Genomic DNA, 18752 nt, shown 5'->3' with positions numbered 1-18752 from the left:
AGACATCCGACCACATGTTATTATGAGCTCAGACTTAGGTTGAGAATTACTATAATCTCGACAACAATTTACTGCTTTAGTGCAATAAATTACACATTTATATTTGAATAAGTAATTAAAATAAAACCCTACAATGATGGCTAACCTATTTTAGATTTTTTACTGTAGTTAATCATAGCCATTTATTCTGCCTTAAACTGAAGGAGATAACGATGATTTTTGAAGGCAAAAGCCTTTGTGCGAAATTACTGGACAATGGTCTCGCTGAACTTGTGTTTGACGCACAAGGTTCCGTGAACAAATTTGACCAGCAAACCGTCAGTGAATTAGATCAAGCTACCCAAGCATTAGCTAACAATAGCGACATTAAAGGTCTTCTAGTTCGTTCTGCTAAATCTACATTTATTGTTGGTGCAGACATTACCGAATTTACCGGCCTTTTTGATATGCCCCAAGAAGAAGTTCTAGAGTGGGTAGCGAAAACTTCACAAGTGTTTGATAGATTCGAAGATCTACCCTTTCCAACGGTAGCAGCGATAAATGGCTTTGCTTTAGGTGGCGGTTGTGAAATGACTTTAGTTTGTGACCTTCGTGTTGCCGACACCACTGCCAGCATAGGTTTACCAGAAGTAAAATTGGGTTTAATGCCTGGTTTTGGCGGTACCGTTCGTTTACCGAGACTAATTGGTTCAGATAACGCCTTAGAATGGATGACAACTGGACGCGACAGAAAAGCCCCTAAAGCCTTAGCTGAAGGTGCAGTTGATAGCGTAGTCGCACCAGAGCACCTAATCGAAGCAGGTAAAAGTATCCTATTAGATGCTATTGCTGGCAAATTTGATTGGCAAGCTCGTCGCGCCCAAAAGAAAGCGCCTCTTACCCTTGGTAAGAATGAAGCCATGATGAGTTTCTCCACTGCTAAAGCAATGGTTGCAGCCCAAGCCGGGAAACACTACCCAGCACCACATATGATGGTTGATACCGTAAGTAAAGCCGCTGGTCTTGATCGCGAAGGTGCGTTGAAGCTTGAAAACCAAGGTTTTACTCAGTTAGCTAAATCTGATGAAGCTAAAGCACAAGTCGGCATTTTTCTAGCGGATCAACTTGTTAAGAGTAAAGGCAAAAAGCAAGCGAAAGCAGCTAACAAAGCAATCAAACAAACAGCCGTTTTAGGCGCAGGTATTATGGGCGGCGGAATCGCCTACCAATCTGCGGTCAAAGGTACGCCTGTTATCATGAAAGACATTGCTCAACCTGCCCTTGATCTTGGTTTAAACGAAGCTGCCAAAATCTTAGGTAAAGGCATGCAACGTGGTAAAGTCAGCGCTGCTAAAATGGCCTCAACCTTAAACAATATCGTGCCGACTCTGGAATATTCTGCGATTAAAGACGCCGACCTAGTAATTGAAGCGGTCGTAGAGAATCCAAAAGTTAAAGGCATTGTATTAAAAGAGACTGAACAAGCTGTTGCCGATGACGCAATCATTTGTTCTAACACCTCAACCATCTCCATTAACCAATTAGCCCAGAGCCTAGATAAGCCTGAGCGTTTCTGTGGCATGCATTTCTTTAATCCAGTTCACAAAATGCCATTGGTTGAGATTATTCGTGGTGAAAAGACCTCTGAAGAAACCATTAATACCGTAGTAGCCGCTACCTTAAAAATGGGCAAAACCCCCATAGTAGTTAACGATTGCCCAGGATTTTTAGTCAATCGAGTGTTATTCCCCTACTTCGCCGGTTTCAGCAAAATTGTCTTAGATGGCGCTGATTTTGTGGCCGTAGATAAAGTAATGGAAAAAATCTTCGGTTGGCCAATGGGTCCTGCATATTTGTTAGACGTAGTGGGTATGGACACCGCAGACCACGCATCAAGTGTGATGTCTGACGGCATACCTGAACGCATGCAAAAAATTGGCGATGATCCTGTTACCGCGTTGTATAAAGCTGATCGACTTGGTCAAAAGAATGGCAAAGGGTTCTATAACTTTGGTGTTGATAAACGTGGTCGTCCTAACAAAACTCCAGCACCTGAAGCCTATGAGTTAATCAAACCTATTTGTGTTCAAAGCAAAGATTTTGATAAAGAAGAAATCATTGCTCGCTTAATGATTCCTATGGCCAACGAAATGATTCGTTGTTTAGAAGAAGGCATAGTGGGCAGTGCAGCTGAAGCAGATATGGCATTACTATACGGTTTGGGCTTCCCACCGTTTAGAGGTGGTGTATTCCGCTACATTGAAACAATGGGATTAAGTAATTTTGTTGCCTTGGCGGATAAATATGCGCATTTAGGACCGATTTACCAAATCACAGATGGAGTTCGCGAAATGGCCGCTTCTGGTAAATCTTACTTTCAACTTTCAGCCTAAACAGACCCAAGGAGACTTAACATGAAAGACGTAGTTGTTATTGATTGCATTCGTACCCCTATGGGTCGTTCTAAAGGCGGTATTTTCCGTAACGTTCGAGCAGAAACTTTGTCTGCTCACCTAATGAGTAAATTGCTAGAACGTAACCCTGGTGTTGATCCAAGTGAAATTGAAGACATCATTTGGGGATGCGTGCAACAAACCAAAGAACAGGGTTTTAACGTTGCCCGTAATGCCCAACTATTAACCCAAATACCACGCTCAACAGCAGCAGTGACGGTTAACCGCTTATGTGGTTCCTCTATGCAGGCCTTACATGATGCAGCTAAAGGCATTATGACCGGCATGGGTGATGTGTATATGATTGGGGGTGTTGAGCACATGGGGCATGTTCCTATGAACTTTAACCTCGATTTTCACCCTGGGTTGGCAAAACACACAGCAAAAGCATCTGGCAACATGGGTATGACCGCTGAGCTACTAGGTAGACAAAACGGTATAACTCGTGAAATGCAAGACGCCTTTGGTGCTCGCTCACATCAATTAGCACATAAAGCGCACCTAGAAGGTCGCTGGAATGAGATTGTTGCCACTGAAGGCCACGACGCAAACGGTGTATTGAAACTTATTGATGCAGATGAAGTAATTCGCCCAGACTCTACCATTGAGACTATGGCGGCACTTCGTCCAGTATTTGATCCAGTAAACGGCACAGTGACCGCTGGTACTTCATCAGCAATATCTGATGGTGCATCCGCGATGCTGCTTATGTCTGCAGAGCGCGCCAAAGCCCTTGGTTTAACGCCTCGCGCTAAGATTCGTTCTATGGCTGTGGCTGGATGTGATGCTGCAATTATGGGCTTTGGTCCAGTACCTGCAACCAAAAAAGCACTTAAACGTGCTGGCATGACTATGGATGATATTGAGTTGGCAGAATTCAATGAAGCCTTTGCTGCCCAAGCATTGTCATGTATCAAACAGTTAGGCTGGATCGATACATACGAAGACAAAGTTAACCTCAATGGTGGTGCAATTGCATTAGGCCACCCACTGGGTTGTTCAGGTTCACGTATCTCTACCACCTTGCTCAATCTAATGGAAGCTAACGACAAATCAGTTGGTTTAGCGACCATGTGTATTGGTCTTGGTCAAGGCATCGCCACTGTGTTTGAGCGGGTATAACCCCCTTATCAACATTTAGCATGCATTTAAAAACACCTAATGGATCTTATCCATTAGGTGTTTTTTTTATTTCTCTTTAGTTATTGAATCAAACTTAGTTGAGTTGCGGCTGTATCGGTTTGCAAGCCAAAGTGACCCAATACATAAGTGTAGCTGGCATCTTCGTTCCATATTCGACTACTATGTACTCCCCCCACTGAACAAACCCCAGTACTACAAACGATCTGATCAATATTGCTTTTAATGGAATACACTTTTGCACCTAGTGGAGTGCCATAAAGCCCATCAAGAAAGGGACTTTGCACCGATAAACCATAATATCCACAGGTTGAATTCCATACGTTATATGGATATACACCACATGACCACAGGCCACGCAAAGCGCCGGCAATCCCCACAAAGGTATCAACGCTACTCGATACCGCCAACTTGGAAACCTGTTGAGCGGCTAAGGTCACGCCCATTGAGTGGCCAATAATATCAATTTTACCGGTGCAAGATTGCGCAATGGCATTGGTAATCGCCTGACGAACTGGGGTTTCTTCACTACCAGAATGATTATTACAAACGGCACAGGACTTTGAGCCCCAATCAGGTCGAAATATCTCGGCGGGTGCATATCCGTCATCAATCAAAAGATTGTAGGTGTTATCCCAGCTATCTGGGGATGCGGTATTACCATGCACTAATACAACAGCATCTTTGCAACTGCTTGCAAATGCATTGAGGCTGACAAACGAAATTAACATAACCAATAAAGTAGAAATAATTTTCATAGTAGGAACTCGTGGCTTAATAGAGATACTATTTTTAGTTAATGAGATGTTAATTATCTATAGTACTTTAGTGCAGCGCAGAATAAATTGGCAAAAATTGAGTTCTAAAATACCGCTGAATGTCTCCCTCAAAGACCGCTTGAAAGTAAAATCAAAGGTTAAAATATCCATACCACTAAACATTTTTGTAAAGCCCATTTGGCTTGGAGTAAAAAGATATTTGATGATGAATATTCAGGTTAGTTTTAGTCAATGTTTACCCTTTATTTATCAGAAAACATATTTGACCTACACACCCTCACTCATTCGTCCACCTCCCAAATAAGTTAGTACTTACCTACAACAAAAGCATCATTATAATAGGAGATTTTTCAAAACATTGGATGATTAAAAAAGCATAAGGTGAACATAGCAATCCCCCTTTATCGTCGGGGAATACTGCTAGATTTGGGACATAAACTTAGAATTCTGGGACAAAGATAGTATTAAATTTAGGACCAAAAGTTGTAATTCTGGGACATTTTCCCATCAATCCCACCGCTAGTTACATCTTATCAACAGTCCATTTACCCTAGCGTAAAGAGTCGTAAAGAAAGCGATACTTTAGGTGTTCAATATTCCACCAACCCATGCAGCCCCTAACCTTTCAAGCTGCGCTAATTACGGTACACTTGCGCCAAATTCCAAAGCCACCATTTAGAGAAGGAAACCCATCCGTTATGCCATTCCCTACACACCGATTCTACGAAGATGTTTTAGCACTTTTCAGTGCAGGTATATTCGTATCCTTAGGCGTTGTATTTTTTGGAACTCAGGGAATTTTAACCGGTGGTAGTGCAGGAATTGCAATCATAGGAACACACTTCGTACCCTTTAGTTTTGGTGCAGTGTTCTTTGTGGTTAACATACCTTTCTATTTTTTAGCTTGGACTAAGTTAAGCAAGCGTTTCACCATCAATACCTTTATCTCAGTAACGTTAGTCTCGCTAATGACAGAATACATGGATCATTTTATCGTCATTTCTGACCTTGATCCTGTGTTTGCGGCCACTGTAGGTGGCATGCTTATTGGGATTGGCATGTTGATCATGTTTAGACACAAATCAAGTCTTGGCGGGCTGGGAATTTTAGCCCTTTATCTGCAAAATAAATTTAATCTTAGAGCCGGTCATATTGGTTTAGTCGCGGATTGTATTATTCTAATGTCATCACTGTTGATGTTTGATTTTAACATAGTGGTATTGTCGGTATTAGGCGCAGTGACATTAAACATTTTAATTGCCGTCAATCACATTCCAGGTCGATATACAGCGACTAAAAAAGTTAAACAGAAACAACCTGAAGCGCCAGCTCAGCAAGAACTGATGTTTGACGATTCGATACACACCTCAGGTAATTAAGGCTCTTATTTACACCGCAAACAACTGTTGTAAATCGTTAAAGGCTTTAAACTCCAAAGCGTTGCCACTAGGGTCGAGAAAAAACATAGTCGCCTGTTCCCCTGCTTGCCCGGCAAAACGCACATAGGGCTGAATAATAAATTCGGTATTATGTTGTTTCATTCGCTCTGCCAATATATGCCAATCAGCCATGCTTAATACAACCCCAAAGTGAGGCACAGGAACAGATTTATCGTCCACTTCATTTGGTGTGGGCGTTGACGGCATTTTATCAACTAAATGAGTGACCAGTTGATGACCGTAAAAATTCCAGTCAATCCACTGTTCACTTTGTCGCCCTTTAGAGCACCCTAACACCTCGCCATAAAAGCGTTCGGCTTGTTGCAGATTATCTACTGGGATAGCCAAATGAAACGGGCGGATATCACTATTTGCCATTACAGAATCCTTTTTAACATGGACAATTTTAATTTACTAAAAGGGGGATAACGTAAGCTCACGTCAAACTTGAAACTTCGTTCCATTACCGTTTTTAAGTGACTTAGGCGGTCGAAGCCAGAGCGACCATGATAACTCCCCATACCACTGTTGCCGACACCACCAAAGGGCAAATTAGGGTTCGTCATAAACATAAAACCATCGTTAACACACACGTTGCCAGCCGAGGTTTGATGTAAAACCTTTTGTGCATAATCATCGTTATTTGTATAAACATACAAAGCCAGAGGCTTAGAACGCTGATTAACGAATGGAATCGCTTGATTAATGGAGTCTAAGGTAATAATAGGCAAAATTGGTCCAAATATTTCTTCCTGCATCAACTCACTATCTAAAGACGGGTTTAACACCAAAGTGGGTTCGAAATAGCCGGTTTGCACATTTTGACCACCGCCAAACACCACATTTTGATCTTCTAAATAACTTCCTAAGCGTTGGAAATGTCGTTGATTGATAATTTTGCCATAATCTTCGCTGGTCTCTGCTGACTCTCCGTAAAAAGCCTGTATTTTCTTCTCAATAGCCACCAGCAATTGATCCGCTACGCTTTTATCAACCAAAATATAGTCGGGTGCCACACAGGTTTGCCCCGCATTCATCCATTTACTCCACACGATTCTGGCGGCAGCCACATCAATATTCGCGGTATTATCGACAATACATGGGCTCTTGCCCCCCAGCTCTAGGGTGACAGGTGTGAGATGTTTAGCCGCAGCCGACATCACAATTCTGCCCACAGCTTCTCCGCCGGTATAAAAGATATGATCAAATCGCTGGGCTAATAGTTCTGTGGTTTCATCTACAGCCCCCTCCACCACGGCGAAAGTGTTCGTATCTAAGTACTCAGGAATAAGCTCTGCCAGCAGTTTCGACATATGACTGGCTAATTCTGATGGTTTGAGTACCGCACAGTTACCTGCCGCTATTGCCGCCACCAAAGGAGCAAGTAGTAACTGAAAAGGATAATTCCATGCACCTATGATTAACACGGTTCCCAAAGGCTCGGGCAGCACATAACTTTTACCCGGTTGAGCTCCTAAAGGGGTGGATTTTTTGCGGGGTTTCATCCATTTTTTCAAATGTTTAAGAGTGTGTTTAATATCGCTTAATACAAAACCTAACTCAGATATCCAGGCTTCGGTTTTACACTTGCCTAAATCTGCCGCTAAAGCTTCTAGCAATAGGTTTTGTTTTTCATGGATTAACAATTCTAGTTGTTTGAGTTGCTCAACACGCCAGGCATATTCTTTACTGTAGCCACTGGCAAAGACTTCACGTATGGCCGTAACTTTGTCTTCAATATCGGAAATCTGCTCAGTTGCAGTAGCATCCGGATTGGCCGTATTCATAAACACCCCTTAATAAGTTTCATATCCCTACTAGTACACATATAGTTATAACCTAATTATGCAATGGTAATTATGAATTATTGTTAACCTTTGCCCATAAAAAAAGCCGCTTAATAGCGGCTTTCTAATATAACAATCAGCGGTTATGCAGAAAAAGGATGATTCAAAACAATAGTTTCGTTTCTATCAGGGCCAGTTGAAATAATATCAATGGGCACGCCGGTAAGTTCTTCAAGACGCTTGATATAATTTTTCGCCGCTTGGGGCAATCCATCATAACTGGTCACACCAAAGGAGTTTTCACTCCAGCCTGGCATAGTTTCATATACTGGCTTGATGAGGTCATAATCATCAGCTGCCATAGGTGGTACATCTTTAATCGTACCATCAGCGTGCTGATAACCGGTACAGATACTCAACTCATCTAAACCATCCAGAACGTCTAGCTTGGTCAAACAGAAACCAGTAATAGAGTTAATTTGAACAGCACGTTTCATTGCTACAGCATCAAACCAACCCGTACGACGTTTACGACCTGTAGTGGCACCAAACTCATGACCTTTAATACCTAGATGCTGACCCACTTCACAATCCAACTCAGTTGGGAAAGGTCCAGAGCCAACACGTGTAGTGTAAGCTTTAACAATACCAAGCACATAATCTAAGTTAAGAGGACCAAATCCAGCGCCTGTTGCCACACCACCTACAGTTGTATTTGATGAAGTAACATAGGGGTAAGTACCGTGGTCGATATCTAGCAAGGTACCTTGTGCGCCTTCGAACATTATGGCATCACCACGTAATCTGGCTTTGTCCAATACGTCAGTCACATCCACAACCATAGATTTTAAGATGTCAGCAACCGCAAGGGCATCTTTTAACACTGTGTCATAATCTACAGGGTCAACTTTATAGTAATTAGTCAGTACGAAGTTATGGTACTCAAGAATTTCTTTTAATTTAACTGCAAAATCTTCAGCGTTAAATAAATCACCCACTCGCAGTCCGCGACGAGAAACCTTATCTTCATAAGCCGGTCCAATACCACGACCAGTAGTACCAATTGCTTTAGCACCACGAGCTTCTTCCCGCGCCATATCTAAGGCAATATGATAGGGAAGTATTAAAGGACAAGCTTCACTGATAACCAAACGCTCTTTGACCGGGATGCCGCGGTCTTGAAGCATTTTCATTTCTTTTAATAAAGCCTCAGGGCTTAGCACCACACCATTACCGATTACGCAGGTAACATTGTCACGCAAAACACCAGAAGGAATTAAATGCAGAACGGTTTTTTCGCCGTCGATTACGAGTGTGTGACCTGCATTGTGTCCGCCTTGATAACGGACCACATAGGTCGCTTGATCTGTGAGTAGATCTACTACTTTACCTTTACCCTCGTCACCCCATTGGGTGCCGAGCACTACAACATTTTTAGCCATTGAAGAAAACTGTCAGGAAATTAGGCGTGGATTCTACCAAAATTTGTGCTGATAAATCATCCGTTTTTTCAATTTCTAAGAGGTTTATTGCTAACTTATAGTAATTTTATAGGAAAAAGTGTTCTAGCGTGGGGTCACAAAACAGATTTATATATTTCTAGAAGGGTTATTTTCCAACTAGGAAGAATAAACTCACGGCACCAATTATCACCATAACACCACCAATAGTGCGAAGCTGTTCACTTGGCTGAGATGCGATTTGATAAATATAACTTTTCCAACGTTTGGGGAACAACATAGGTCCAATCCCCTCAATCAAAAGTACAATTGAAAAAGCGATAAGTATAGTACTGCCCAAAGTCACGTCCCTATGAGTATATTCAAGAGTTAAAGATTGACAGTATAGTGATTTTTAACTTTCAAAAAAACCAGTGTCAATAATTTGCGACACTCAGTATGCCCTATATTGATAGAAATAGGACAAGCAACTCATAATAAATTGGAATTAAAAGCAATTTAATTATACTTTTGCTAATTATTAGAAAGAAGTTTGTTTACCCCTTCAGGATTAAATTTATACCCTACTCCCCAAACAGTCTGCACTATCAGTGGCGTTGTGGCGTCTTGCTCTATTTTCGCACGCAGACGATTAATATGAGAATTAACTGTATGTTCGTAGCCACTATGATGGTAACCCCAAACCGATTCCAGTAATTGGCTTCGACTGAACACTTGATTGGGATGGCTAGCTAAATGAAATAACAATTCAAATTCAGTAGCGGTGAGATCTAGAGGGGCATTGTCGAATAGCACTTGGTGATTTTTTTGATTGATCACTAAATTACCAATAGACAGTGTTTTTTCATTTTCAGGTTGGTTATGGCGACCTGCGTCTGCTAAAAGTGCAACTTTTCTAAGCTGTGAGCGCACTCTTGCTTGCAACTCTCTAACACTAAAAGGTTTCGTCATGTAGTCATCGGCACCTAACTCCAAACCCAGTACACGGTCAGTTTCAGAATTTTTGGCAGTTAACATGATAATGGCTTGTTGTGGTTTTTTATCCCTTACCTGACGACAAATATCTAAGCCACTAATCTGCGGTAACATAACATCTAAAATCATCAGCGAATAATCTTCATTCAGTGCAGATTCTAAAGCAGCTTTGCCATTATCAATATGGGTTGTTTGAATGCCTAATTCGGACAAATTAAGTCGAATCAAGTTTGCAATATCCTTATCATCTTCTACCAAAAGCACATTATCTGTCATATCAAATTACCTAAAAATTCAGTTAACTCTAGCAACCCTCGATTAACTAAAGTTAACTGATTGTCGCCCTACTATTCGACCCGTGTCACACTAATAGTGACTACTGGATTGTCGAATTTATGTTGTGAATCCAACACCGAAGAGGCTAAGTTATCTGATGAAGTTACCACACCCGGGTGAGCAGCTACAAAATCTACGTCATCGCGAGCATCTTCAAAACCTACACCACCATCAGCTGGTCCAGGAATTGTGCCAGCTGCTTCAGAGTTCCCCTCGGTACCTGCATCATAGGCAGACATTGAGCCTTTCCATGAGTCTCCAACCGCTAGTTGAGACAAGTCCCAAGCATTAAGACCGGTAAAAGCATCATTTGTATTCACTAACATTGTCGCAACGGTTAGTTTGGCATCGGTAATATCTTCAATAGTCACTTCAAAGGTTTCATTACCGCCAGGTCCAATAGGAGCATCACCAGAAGCAGATGCTAACACCGTGGGCAGAGCAAGCAGGCCTGAGTTATCTCCAGATTCCGCCATAGTTTCTAGTTCAACAGATGCCGACTCGCCTATCATCCAGAAGTTATCATCGCCGTGTAACATTACCGCAACCGGAGATAATGGCTGGCCATTAGTTAGGTTAGTTACTGTAACTTGATAAGTCACGTCCACTGGCGCTGGTGTGACCGGCGTTTCAGGATCATCGTCATCATTACAAGCGACCAATCCTAGTGAAAGTGAAGCAAGAATGGCTAAACGTAGTGGTTTATTTTTTAATAAGTGCAACATAACAGTCTCCTAGTTTACGGTTACTGTTACTTTGGCAACCGGATTTAACCAACGGTGAATACTATTCACAATATCGCTGGTGCCACCACTGGCTTGGTCATCACCGATGTTACCGCGATGTATATGCACAGTTGCGTTGGACTCTTCGCTGGTAACGCCAGAACCATCACTGCCTAGAAGTGGATCAAGTGGTGGAGGTACAGGCATGCTAGTGCGCAACTCATCATTTGCTTCTGTACCCGCATCATATGCATTTAGGTAGAAGGTATAAGTTCCAGCTTCGCTAGGAATTGCCCAGTTGTCTAACCCAACAAAACCATCATTTGACGGTAATATCATTGCGGTAATCGATAATACGGTATTGGAATCATCGGTGGTAAGAGCAGTGCTAGTAGACAATGAAGGTGCAAGTAGACCGCCTGCTGGGTCAGCAACCATATCAGCATTAACAGATGTTCCAATAGTCATTAATCCATCTAAACTACCCATTTCAGCCATAGCTTCAATTTCAGCAGAGGCTGTTTCACCTAGTTCAAATAGGCTCGCATCAGGGGTATGTGCCGCAACAAGTAAAGGGGTGAAGTAAATTCCCTGGGTAAGATTTTGGATTTCAACGGTAAGATCGGCAGACCAGGCTGGTTGCATAGCAACAGTTAGTAGGCTAGCAGCTAGTATTTTAGTACTTGATTTCATAAATTTTCCTCGACAATAGTATTAGTTGACGAGGAAAATTGTGGACGGAAATTATCCCAAAAGTATCACGAAATAATGACGAAACCTTCAAGAATCACACGAGTTAGGAAAATAATGGTTTTATTAAGGAGATTTTATAAATACAACATTTCTTTTCGAGTCGGTGCCATTTCCTTTAGAACTTTATTTTGCAACCTATGGGGTACTTCCGCTTTATTCATTGCATTAATTAAAAGATCAACGGTACGATTAAAATGCTGTTCAGTAATATTCATACCTGTATGAACCTGCTCCATGGTATCGCCGGAATATTCACAAGGACCACCGGTTAAAACACAGATTTGTTCGCTTAGCTTTTGTTTAAAGCGGTCAATGTTTGCACCTTCGAAATAGGCTAAAATTTGCTGGTCATATTCAATTTCGAAAACGAAATTATCAACTATTTCAGCAACTTTTTCAGCCCCCCCAATTTGCTCATAAACACTGATTTTCGCTGTGGTTGTTACACATCCTATTAAACCCGTTAGCGCTAAAAGCAAAAGTCCGTAGAGGTTGATTTTCATATTATTCACCATAATTGACCATTGACTGAGAAATATAACCCAGTCTGCTTTTGCGCCCCTGCAATGGACCCCAGGTCGGCCCAAGCTACGGTTAAATTTAAATTCTTAGACGGCATATAGGTTAGGAAATAATCAACCCAATCTTCTTCCCCCAAACCTAGGTTATCTGGTTTTTGCCGATATTCCATACCAAGGGCGACATGACGAGAAAATAAGATGCCAGCGGACGCTTCTAACATAATCTCATAATTGTTGTTGGCAGCAGAACCAAAACCAAGCAATCCCATTTCATTTGCTTTGGTTGCTCTAGCAGTCAGATTCCAAACTGCGTTATAACCTCCAATTGCACCTAAATGAACCTTCGTCATTGCAACGTAAAAGTCAGTTCCACTAGAATCAGAGTTTGCCCCAAGCGCATTGGCAATAAAGCCATCTTCAAGACGTTTATGTTGAATGCCGACACTCACTTGTGGCAAATCTGAATACACAACATCACCATACACATGGTATTTCAAACCAATGATGTTTTGCTTTATTTCCCCACCTAAAGTTTTCAAGTCAAACCGTTGATGAGCCAAACTCAGCTCTACTTTGTCATAAAAAGATACTGCACCTGAAATCGTATTTAATCGATAGTCATCCAAATCAACCTGAGTAAGCGCTACATTCACTGAAACTTGTTCTTGGCTATCGTAGCCCGTTAACGTTGCCCAAGGAACAATGCCACCACCTCCACTACCTTCAACTTGCATCAGGCCAGCAGTGCCAATCAACTTACCATCTGCACTGTAGGCAGCAGAAGAAAATACATTTAGTATTAGCAAAGCCCCTACAGCGTATAATTTAAACAGTAGATTGATGTTCATATTGTCCTCAATCAAACCAATTGGTTTGTTTGTTTTTCAAGCACCAGTCAATCATATCTTCGACCGCGATTGGCCTACATACATGATATCCCTGTACCCAGTCACATCCCCACTCTTTGAGTAATTGGAGACTTTGCTGATTCTCAACACCTTCCGCAATAACCCCTAAATTGAAGTTGCGAGCTAATTCCAAAATAGTTTGCACAATTTGTTGATCACTGTTTTGTTCTGCTAAGTTGAGTACAAAGCTCTTATCAATCTTAAGTTCAGAAACAGGTAGTTGCTTTAAATAGGCCAATGACGAATAACCAGTACCAAAATCGTCAATTGCCAAAGAAAAGCCCACTTCTCTGAAACGATTCAATTCAGTCACCGCCTTTTGCGGATCAGCCACTAAATCACTTTCTGTTATTTCAAAGGATAAACTACTGGCGTTAACGTTATGCTCTTTTAAATATAGTTCAACAGTTTCTAAAAGTGTGGGATTAAGAATATCTTTAGCAGATAAATTGATAGCAATACATATATTCAAGCCTCTATCCGCGATTTTTCTAGCATCAATAATAGCGCTTCTTATCACAAAATCAGTGACTTTTCCGATAAGGCCTGCTTGTTCAGCGATCCCGATAAATTCATCAGGAGGCACAAAGCCTAAACTAGCACTGTTCCATCGAATTAGCGCTTCTGCATGAGTTACCTGACCTGACTTCAAATCTAATTTTGGTTGGTAGACCATTTTCAGTTCTGATTCTGCTGATATCAAGGCATATTTAAGTTCGGATATAATCGCTAATCTTCGCGTATAGCGCTTTTCAAAATCTTCTTGGTAGTTAACGATCAAACCAGGTGAAGTTCGTGCCTCATCAAGGGATATATTTAAGCGCTTAAACACGCTTTCGGTATCATTACAGTTCTCAGGGCAAGATAGTATGCCAACTGCCAACCGAATATTCATGACTACATCGCCAATCATAATCGGCAATTCAATATCTTTTTGGATAGCTTTTAATTTTTCTAAAGATACTGGCTTATCTGGTATCCAAAGAAATTCACCGCCATTTAGTCTAGCGCTTTGACCACCTAATTGCTTAATTCGACCTGCAATGGCTTGCAAACAGTTATCGCCATTTTGATAACCAAAAATGTCATTTATACCGCGAAAGCCTAGAATATTTGAACCAACAACTTGGAAAGGCTGATTATTCTTAAATTTTTGTGAAATCACATCTCTAATCTGATATCTATTTTGTAAGTCAGTCAACATATCGTGACTAGCTTGATAGCTAATTTGATTTTGTCGTTCTCGAATATTGGCTTGCATCGTTTGGAAAGAGGTAGCCAAGTTATCTATTTCAACAGTATTGGATTCTATATCAACAGGCTCTTCATAATTACCACCAGCGATTTTTTGCGCTACCAATGACAACCTGCCTAGGGGTTTTGAGAGCTTTCGAGCAACCATAGCGCCAAGCAACAAAGCCAAAAGCACACTGAGTAAAGCAATCATGCTAACTTGTAATTGCAGTCTATTAAATTCCCCAAACAATCGTTGGGAGTCTTCTGACATCGTCACCCAAACTTGGTCATTTTGTCGCTCTTCTAACAGAAATGACTTTGATATATATTGATTTTCAGGCAGAAATGATAACTTAAACCACGATATATCTTCGGGCTCAGAAGTGACGTTAGCGTTGATTAACTCACTTGGTAACGTAGAGGTTTTGAACATTTGCTTTTCTTGACGAGTCACTCTTATGGTCGCATCCAACTGCGTAATATTCTTCATTAAGGTCATTAGACTTTGATCTATTTCGAATCCAACCATTGCTAAAGCTGGTGCGCCTGGCACACGAACTCGCAATAAAAGAGCTTGATAAAGCTTGTCATTAAAAAGTAAAATTTCACTTGCGCCCCCTTCAGCAATAGCTTGTTCTATTAACTGCGGGTAAGGAAAGTCATTGCCTAAAAGAAGGCTGTTTGAAGTACTATTTTTAACTATACCATCGAGGGATATGAGCGCCATTAGGTCGGCGGAAATGCGTTTGCCGTGATTGACTAAAACGCTATCAATTGTTGGACTATCTTGACTACCAATTGCCGCTTTAAATCCATAATCAGACGTCAGTACATCAGCAGAACTAAATAGAGTATTTTCTCTTGCTTCGAGCACTTGAATAAAAACAGATTCGGCAACTTTGAGGTTGTTACCTAATTGAACTTTCGCCTGTTCTATTGTAGACACCCAAACATTTGTAAGAATAGCAATAGTACACAGCAGAACGAGCCCACTACATAATCTAAAAACATGTTGATTTAAAGATTTTATCGACATTAATTAGCCATGTTTTCCAAATTTCCTAGAGCCAAAACGATTAGACTCTTCTTCTTTCTCTTTTTGCAAGATATTAACTGTAACACGAATATTTTCATCTTCACTATCAATAGGAATTTTTATTCGCTCAGTCTGCTGAATTGACAAGCCAGCATGCCAAACCGTAATTTCATCAGGTAAAGATTGGTTAAAAGTGACTATACCAGTTTGTGAAGTTACTTTTGCTATTTCATTATCTGCAACGTAAATGAATCCAATCATATTATCATGGATATTACAGCCCAACACACCAACACCAGCTTTCGTATATTGAACAGGAGCGCCATGGGAGCCTTTATATAGTTTGATTTCAAATGGATTGATAGCAGAGAAACTATAGACATGATGACGAATTTCATCACTATTAGGAAATGTTACCTGCTGACCTTTCTGAATGACCAAAACCTCTGGGGAAAATTGTTGATCAATCTGATCCATAATTGCAACAGGTAAGCTCGGAACATTATCGCTAGCTTCATTAGCTATCTTCTCCATCGCAATACTGACTACCGCGTTTTTTACCGGATCACCGTTTTGATCAACGATCTGGATCTGCTTAGCCGAAACGTTCAAACAAAGAAAGACAGTTAAAGCTGAAGTGTAAATTGACCACCATTGAGATTTCATACAATTACTCCAGGTAAATTTAACACTCAGTGTGCCTTACTACTTTTGACCAAGCAAATACTCTTCACCTGGATCAACTAACAAACGCCCACTCATCGCCTCTCGACCTAACAACATGAGGTAGGTCATTTCCGAACGATCCGTGAGACTCAGTTGAATTTTCCAAGACCGGCCTGCTATTTCCAGCAGGGTTTCAATTAAATACCGACGTTCGCGGGTGGCAGTAGAACTTTTTATCTTGCGCACGGCTGCAACTTTCGCTTCACGTCGAACGATTTCATTTACATCATGTATATGGGGGTGAATATTGAAGCTCACCCAAGTTTCACCGTCTTTTTCGAACTCTTCAATATCATCCACATGCAAAGAGGAGGTTGTCGCTCCCGTATCTACCCGCATAGTTAAATTTTGAATGCTTAGTTCAGGTAAGTTACATAGCTCTAATGCGCCGATCACTGGCATATTTTGGTATGTTTGCACTTTTAAGGTTCCCATTTAATAAACCATGGGCACTTCGCCCAGTACCAAGTTATCTTGCAACATTTCAACATTTTCAGCCACGCTATCTGGCTGTTTAAAATAAGCGATGTGATACATAGCTTCGCCTTCTTGAGCCAAAGGAATATTCTGTTTGCCGATGACAATTCCTTCTGCTGGGCATAACAGCATACCCAACTCGTTACCAAATGGATCAGCGATTCGGGCTAAAGGGTCGCCTTTTTCCACATGGTCACCCAACTGGGCAACATGCTGAACAAAACCACTTTCATGGGCTCTTACCCAGCCACTTTGGCGGGCAATGAAAGGCTCTATAGCATGCTCTTTTTTCGAGCTGCTTTTATTCAACATGCCGATGTCTCGCATAATGTTGATAATACCTTTGACGCCCGCACGAATAGAAAACTCATCGTAGCGAAGGGCTTGGCCTGCTTCATACAAAACCACCTTTACTCCTAGATCGGCCGCAGCTTGACGCAAAGAACCATCACGGATATCTGCGTTAAGCATCACCGGCAAACCAAATGCTTTGCACATATTTAAGGTTTCTGGGTCGTCCAAATCTGCTCTCACCTGAGGTAAATTACTTCGGTGGATAGCGCCAGTATGTAGATCAATTCCTACATCACACTTGGCCACAATTTCTTTCAAAAAGGTGTGAGCGATACGACCTGCTAATGAGCCCTTTTTACTGCCGGGGAAGCTACGGTTCAAGTCTCGTCTATCGGGTAAATAACGACTTTGGTTTAGCACCCCATACACATTCACCATAGGCACCGCAATTAAGGTCCCTCGCAAGTTTTTAATGGAACGATTTCTAATTAAGCGACCAACAATTTCAATCCCATTTAATTCATCACCATGAATAGCAGCGCTAACAAAAATAGTGGGGCCAGCTCTTCTGCCTCGTTGCACATACACTGGAATAGACATGTTGGTATCGGTATATAGGGGCGGCATTTCAATATGCACATGCTTTTTCTCCCCTGCCCGTATTGCTACGCCACCAATAATAAGATCTTCCATCAGCCTTTACCCTTGGTTTTCGTGCGATTGGGTTTAGCGTTGTTTTCGAGAAATGTAATGATCATGCCAGCTACATCTTTGCCAGTGGCCTTTTCAATACCTTCTAACCCTGGAGATGAGTTAACCTCCATCACCACTGGGCCATTATTGGAGCGCAATAAATCTACCCCACACATATTTAAGCCCATGGTTTTTGCCGCATCTACCGCTGTTTTGCGCTCTTCAGGAGAAAGCCTCACAACCGTTGCTGTGCCTCCTCGGTGCAAATTAGAGCGAAACTCACCATCGGCGGCTTGTCGTTTCATAGCCGCAATAACTTTTCCACCGACCACTAAACAGCGTATATCTGAACCTCCAGCTTCTTCGATAAATTCTTGCACCAAGATGCTGGCATTGAGCCCCATGAAGGCTTCAATAATAGATTCAGCGGCTTTTTGGGTTTCCGCTAGTACCACACCAATTCCTTGAGTGCCCTCTAATAATTTGATCACTACCGGAGCTCCGCCTACGTTTTTAATCAAATCATCAATTTTATCTGGATGATTAGCAAAACCGGTCCGAGGCATTCCAATCCCTTTACGAGATAACAATTGCAGTGAGCGCAACTTGTCTCTAGAGCGACTAATTGCAACAGATTCATTGATGGAAAATGTTCCCATCATTTCAAACTGTCTAACTACCGAAGTGCCGTAAAAGGTTACAGACGCCCCAATCCGCGGAATAACCGCATCATATTGAGGTAAGGCGCTTCCTTTGTAGCGCACCGAAGGTCGACTGCTAGTGACGTCCATATAACAATGCATGGTATCGATGATATCGACAGTGTGCCCTAGGGACTCGCCAGCTTCTTTGAGCCTTCTAGTCGAATAGAGGTTAGGATTTCGCGATAATATTGCGATACGCATTGGAAAACTCCGTATGATAAAATGGGCTGCATAGTACTGGCCTTTAGGTAAACCACAAAGCTATTTTTGAGGAATATTTGTGCAATTTAATTTGCTACCTAAAGAATTAAAAGAATAGCCTCTGACTCGT

The 18752-nt window shown here is 41.6% G+C and carries 18 protein-coding genes; 3 read left to right on the top strand and 15 right to left on the bottom strand.

Annotation, left to right across the window (positions count from 1 at the left end; translation table 11 throughout):
* The first annotated feature begins 212 nt into the window (after positions 1 to 212).
* Positions 213 to 2372, top strand: coding sequence for a fatty acid oxidation complex subunit alpha FadB (fadB, locus tag ABJV04_RS09585; RefSeq protein ID WP_348491304.1), 2160 nt, complete (start codon positions 213 to 215; stop codon positions 2370 to 2372).
* A gap of 21 nt (positions 2373 to 2393) precedes the next feature.
* Positions 2394 to 3554: an acetyl-CoA C-acyltransferase FadA gene (fadA, locus tag ABJV04_RS09580; protein ID WP_348491303.1), complete on the top strand. Its 1161-nt coding sequence runs from the start codon at positions 2394 to 2396 to the stop codon at positions 3552 to 3554.
* Positions 3555 to 3634: 80 nt separating this feature from the next.
* Here fadA and ABJV04_RS09575 read toward each other — a convergent pair whose 3' ends face one another.
* Positions 3635 to 4330, bottom strand: a complete 696-nt coding sequence (locus ABJV04_RS09575; protein ID WP_348491302.1) for an alpha/beta fold hydrolase — start codon at positions 4328 to 4330, stop codon at positions 3635 to 3637.
* A 719-nt stretch (positions 4331 to 5049) separates the two neighbouring features.
* Here ABJV04_RS09575 and ABJV04_RS09570 point away from each other — a divergent pair.
* On the top strand, positions 5050 to 5730 hold the full coding sequence (locus tag ABJV04_RS09570; protein WP_348491301.1) for a YitT family protein: 681 nt from the start codon (positions 5050 to 5052) through the stop codon (positions 5728 to 5730).
* A 9-nt stretch (positions 5731 to 5739) separates the two neighbouring features.
* Here the strand turns inward: ABJV04_RS09570 and ABJV04_RS09565 are convergent, their stop codons facing one another.
* The 14 genes from ABJV04_RS09565 to rimK form a co-directional block, all read right to left on the bottom strand.
* The gene (locus tag ABJV04_RS09565; protein ID WP_348491300.1) at positions 5740 to 6168 is read right to left on the bottom strand and encodes a VOC family protein; all 429 of its coding nucleotides are present in this window, start codon (positions 6166 to 6168) and stop codon (positions 5740 to 5742) included.
* The gene (locus tag ABJV04_RS09560) at positions 6168 to 7577 is read right to left on the bottom strand and encodes an aldehyde dehydrogenase family protein (RefSeq protein WP_348491299.1); all 1410 of its coding nucleotides are present in this window, start codon (positions 7575 to 7577) and stop codon (positions 6168 to 6170) included. Before ABJV04_RS09560 ends, ABJV04_RS09565 begins: the two co-directional genes overlap by 1 nt.
* A gap of 143 nt (positions 7578 to 7720) precedes the next feature.
* The gene (locus tag ABJV04_RS09555) at positions 7721 to 9019 is read right to left on the bottom strand and encodes an adenylosuccinate synthase (protein ID WP_348491298.1); all 1299 of its coding nucleotides are present in this window, start codon (positions 9017 to 9019) and stop codon (positions 7721 to 7723) included.
* A gap of 166 nt (positions 9020 to 9185) precedes the next feature.
* Positions 9186 to 9377 carry a DUF2065 family protein gene (locus ABJV04_RS09550; protein ID WP_348491297.1) on the bottom strand — a complete coding sequence of 64 codons (192 nt, stop codon included), beginning with the start codon at positions 9375 to 9377 and terminating at the stop codon, positions 9186 to 9188.
* Positions 9378 to 9550: 173 nt separating this feature from the next.
* A complete protein-coding gene (locus ABJV04_RS09545) occupies positions 9551 to 10288 on the bottom strand; it encodes a response regulator transcription factor (RefSeq protein WP_348491296.1) in 738 nt (245 codons plus the stop codon).
* 71 nt (positions 10289 to 10359) lie between these two features.
* Positions 10360 to 11073, bottom strand: coding sequence for a spondin domain-containing protein (locus ABJV04_RS09540; protein ID WP_348491295.1), 714 nt, complete (start codon positions 11071 to 11073; stop codon positions 10360 to 10362).
* Positions 11074 to 11082: 9 nt separating this feature from the next.
* Positions 11083 to 11766: a spondin domain-containing protein gene (locus ABJV04_RS09535; RefSeq protein WP_348491294.1), complete on the bottom strand. Its 684-nt coding sequence runs from the start codon at positions 11764 to 11766 to the stop codon at positions 11083 to 11085.
* A gap of 134 nt (positions 11767 to 11900) precedes the next feature.
* On the bottom strand, positions 11901 to 12329 hold the full coding sequence (locus ABJV04_RS09530) for a group 1 truncated hemoglobin (protein WP_348491293.1): 429 nt from the start codon (positions 12327 to 12329) through the stop codon (positions 11901 to 11903).
* A 5-nt stretch (positions 12330 to 12334) separates the two neighbouring features.
* Positions 12335 to 13195 carry a DUF3034 family protein gene (locus ABJV04_RS09525; protein ID WP_348491292.1) on the bottom strand — a complete coding sequence of 287 codons (861 nt, stop codon included), beginning with the start codon at positions 13193 to 13195 and terminating at the stop codon, positions 12335 to 12337.
* A 7-nt stretch (positions 13196 to 13202) separates the two neighbouring features.
* Positions 13203 to 15437, bottom strand: a complete 2235-nt coding sequence (locus ABJV04_RS09520; RefSeq protein WP_348491291.1) for an EAL domain-containing protein — start codon at positions 15435 to 15437, stop codon at positions 13203 to 13205.
* A 93-nt stretch (positions 15438 to 15530) separates the two neighbouring features.
* Positions 15531 to 16193 (bottom strand): methylamine utilization protein, encoded by a 663-nt coding sequence (locus ABJV04_RS09515; RefSeq protein WP_348491290.1) that lies wholly within the window; start codon positions 16191 to 16193, stop codon positions 15531 to 15533.
* Positions 16194 to 16232: 39 nt separating this feature from the next.
* Positions 16233 to 16688, bottom strand: coding sequence for an ATP-dependent zinc protease (locus ABJV04_RS09510; RefSeq protein ID WP_348491289.1), 456 nt, complete (start codon positions 16686 to 16688; stop codon positions 16233 to 16235).
* Complete coding sequence (locus ABJV04_RS09505) at positions 16689 to 17717, bottom strand: succinylglutamate desuccinylase/aspartoacylase family protein (RefSeq protein ID WP_348491288.1); 1029 nt, start codon at positions 17715 to 17717, stop codon at positions 16689 to 16691.
* A complete protein-coding gene (rimK, locus tag ABJV04_RS09500; RefSeq protein WP_348491287.1) occupies positions 17717 to 18622 on the bottom strand; it encodes a 30S ribosomal protein S6--L-glutamate ligase in 906 nt (301 codons plus the stop codon). Before rimK ends, ABJV04_RS09505 begins: the two co-directional genes overlap by 1 nt.
* Positions 18623 to 18752 lie beyond the last annotated feature (130 nt).

It is taken from the genome of Aliiglaciecola sp., assembly GCF_039982535.1.
GTDB lineage: Bacteria > Pseudomonadota > Gammaproteobacteria > Enterobacterales > Alteromonadaceae > Aliiglaciecola.
The sequence above is the reverse complement of the archived record's forward strand: the minus strand, read 5'-3'. Positions and strand labels throughout refer to the sequence as shown.

What these genes read in the sequence shown, in the direction of transcription:
- ABJV04_RS09535 (WP_348491294.1), bottom strand. Translation starts at nt 11,766, where the DNA reads ATGAAATCAAGTACTAAAATACTAGCTGCTAGCCTACTAACTGTTGCT.
- ABJV04_RS09530 (WP_348491293.1), bottom strand. Translation starts at nt 12,329, where the DNA reads ATGAAAATCAACCTCTACGGACTTTTGCTTTTAGCGCTAACGGGTTTA.
- ABJV04_RS09560 (WP_348491299.1), bottom strand. Translation starts at nt 7,577, where the DNA reads ATGAATACGGCCAATCCGGATGCTACTGCAACTGAGCAGATTTCCGAT.
- ABJV04_RS09510 (WP_348491289.1), bottom strand. Translation starts at nt 16,688, where the DNA reads ATGGGAACCTTAAAAGTGCAAACATACCAAAATATGCCAGTGATCGGC.
- ABJV04_RS09515 (WP_348491290.1), bottom strand. Translation starts at nt 16,193, where the DNA reads ATGAAATCTCAATGGTGGTCAATTTACACTTCAGCTTTAACTGTCTTT.
- ABJV04_RS09565 (WP_348491300.1), bottom strand. Translation starts at nt 6,168, where the DNA reads ATGGCAAATAGTGATATCCGCCCGTTTCATTTGGCTATCCCAGTAGAT.
- rimK (WP_348491287.1), bottom strand. Translation starts at nt 18,622, where the DNA reads ATGCGTATCGCAATATTATCGCGAAATCCTAACCTCTATTCGACTAGA.
- ABJV04_RS09575 (WP_348491302.1), bottom strand. Translation starts at nt 4,330, where the DNA reads ATGAAAATTATTTCTACTTTATTGGTTATGTTAATTTCGTTTGTCAGC.
- fadA (WP_348491303.1), top strand. Translation starts at nt 2,394, where the DNA reads ATGAAAGACGTAGTTGTTATTGATTGCATTCGTACCCCTATGGGTCGT.
- ABJV04_RS09570 (WP_348491301.1), top strand. Translation starts at nt 5,050, where the DNA reads ATGCCATTCCCTACACACCGATTCTACGAAGATGTTTTAGCACTTTTC.
- fadB (WP_348491304.1), top strand. Translation starts at nt 213, where the DNA reads ATGATTTTTGAAGGCAAAAGCCTTTGTGCGAAATTACTGGACAATGGT.
- ABJV04_RS09505 (WP_348491288.1), bottom strand. Translation starts at nt 17,717, where the DNA reads ATGGAAGATCTTATTATTGGTGGCGTAGCAATACGGGCAGGGGAGAAA.
- ABJV04_RS09540 (WP_348491295.1), bottom strand. Translation starts at nt 11,073, where the DNA reads ATGTTGCACTTATTAAAAAATAAACCACTACGTTTAGCCATTCTTGCT.
- ABJV04_RS09525 (WP_348491292.1), bottom strand. Translation starts at nt 13,195, where the DNA reads ATGAACATCAATCTACTGTTTAAATTATACGCTGTAGGGGCTTTGCTA.
- ABJV04_RS09545 (WP_348491296.1), bottom strand. Translation starts at nt 10,288, where the DNA reads ATGACAGATAATGTGCTTTTGGTAGAAGATGATAAGGATATTGCAAAC.
- ABJV04_RS09555 (WP_348491298.1), bottom strand. Translation starts at nt 9,019, where the DNA reads ATGGCTAAAAATGTTGTAGTGCTCGGCACCCAATGGGGTGACGAGGGT.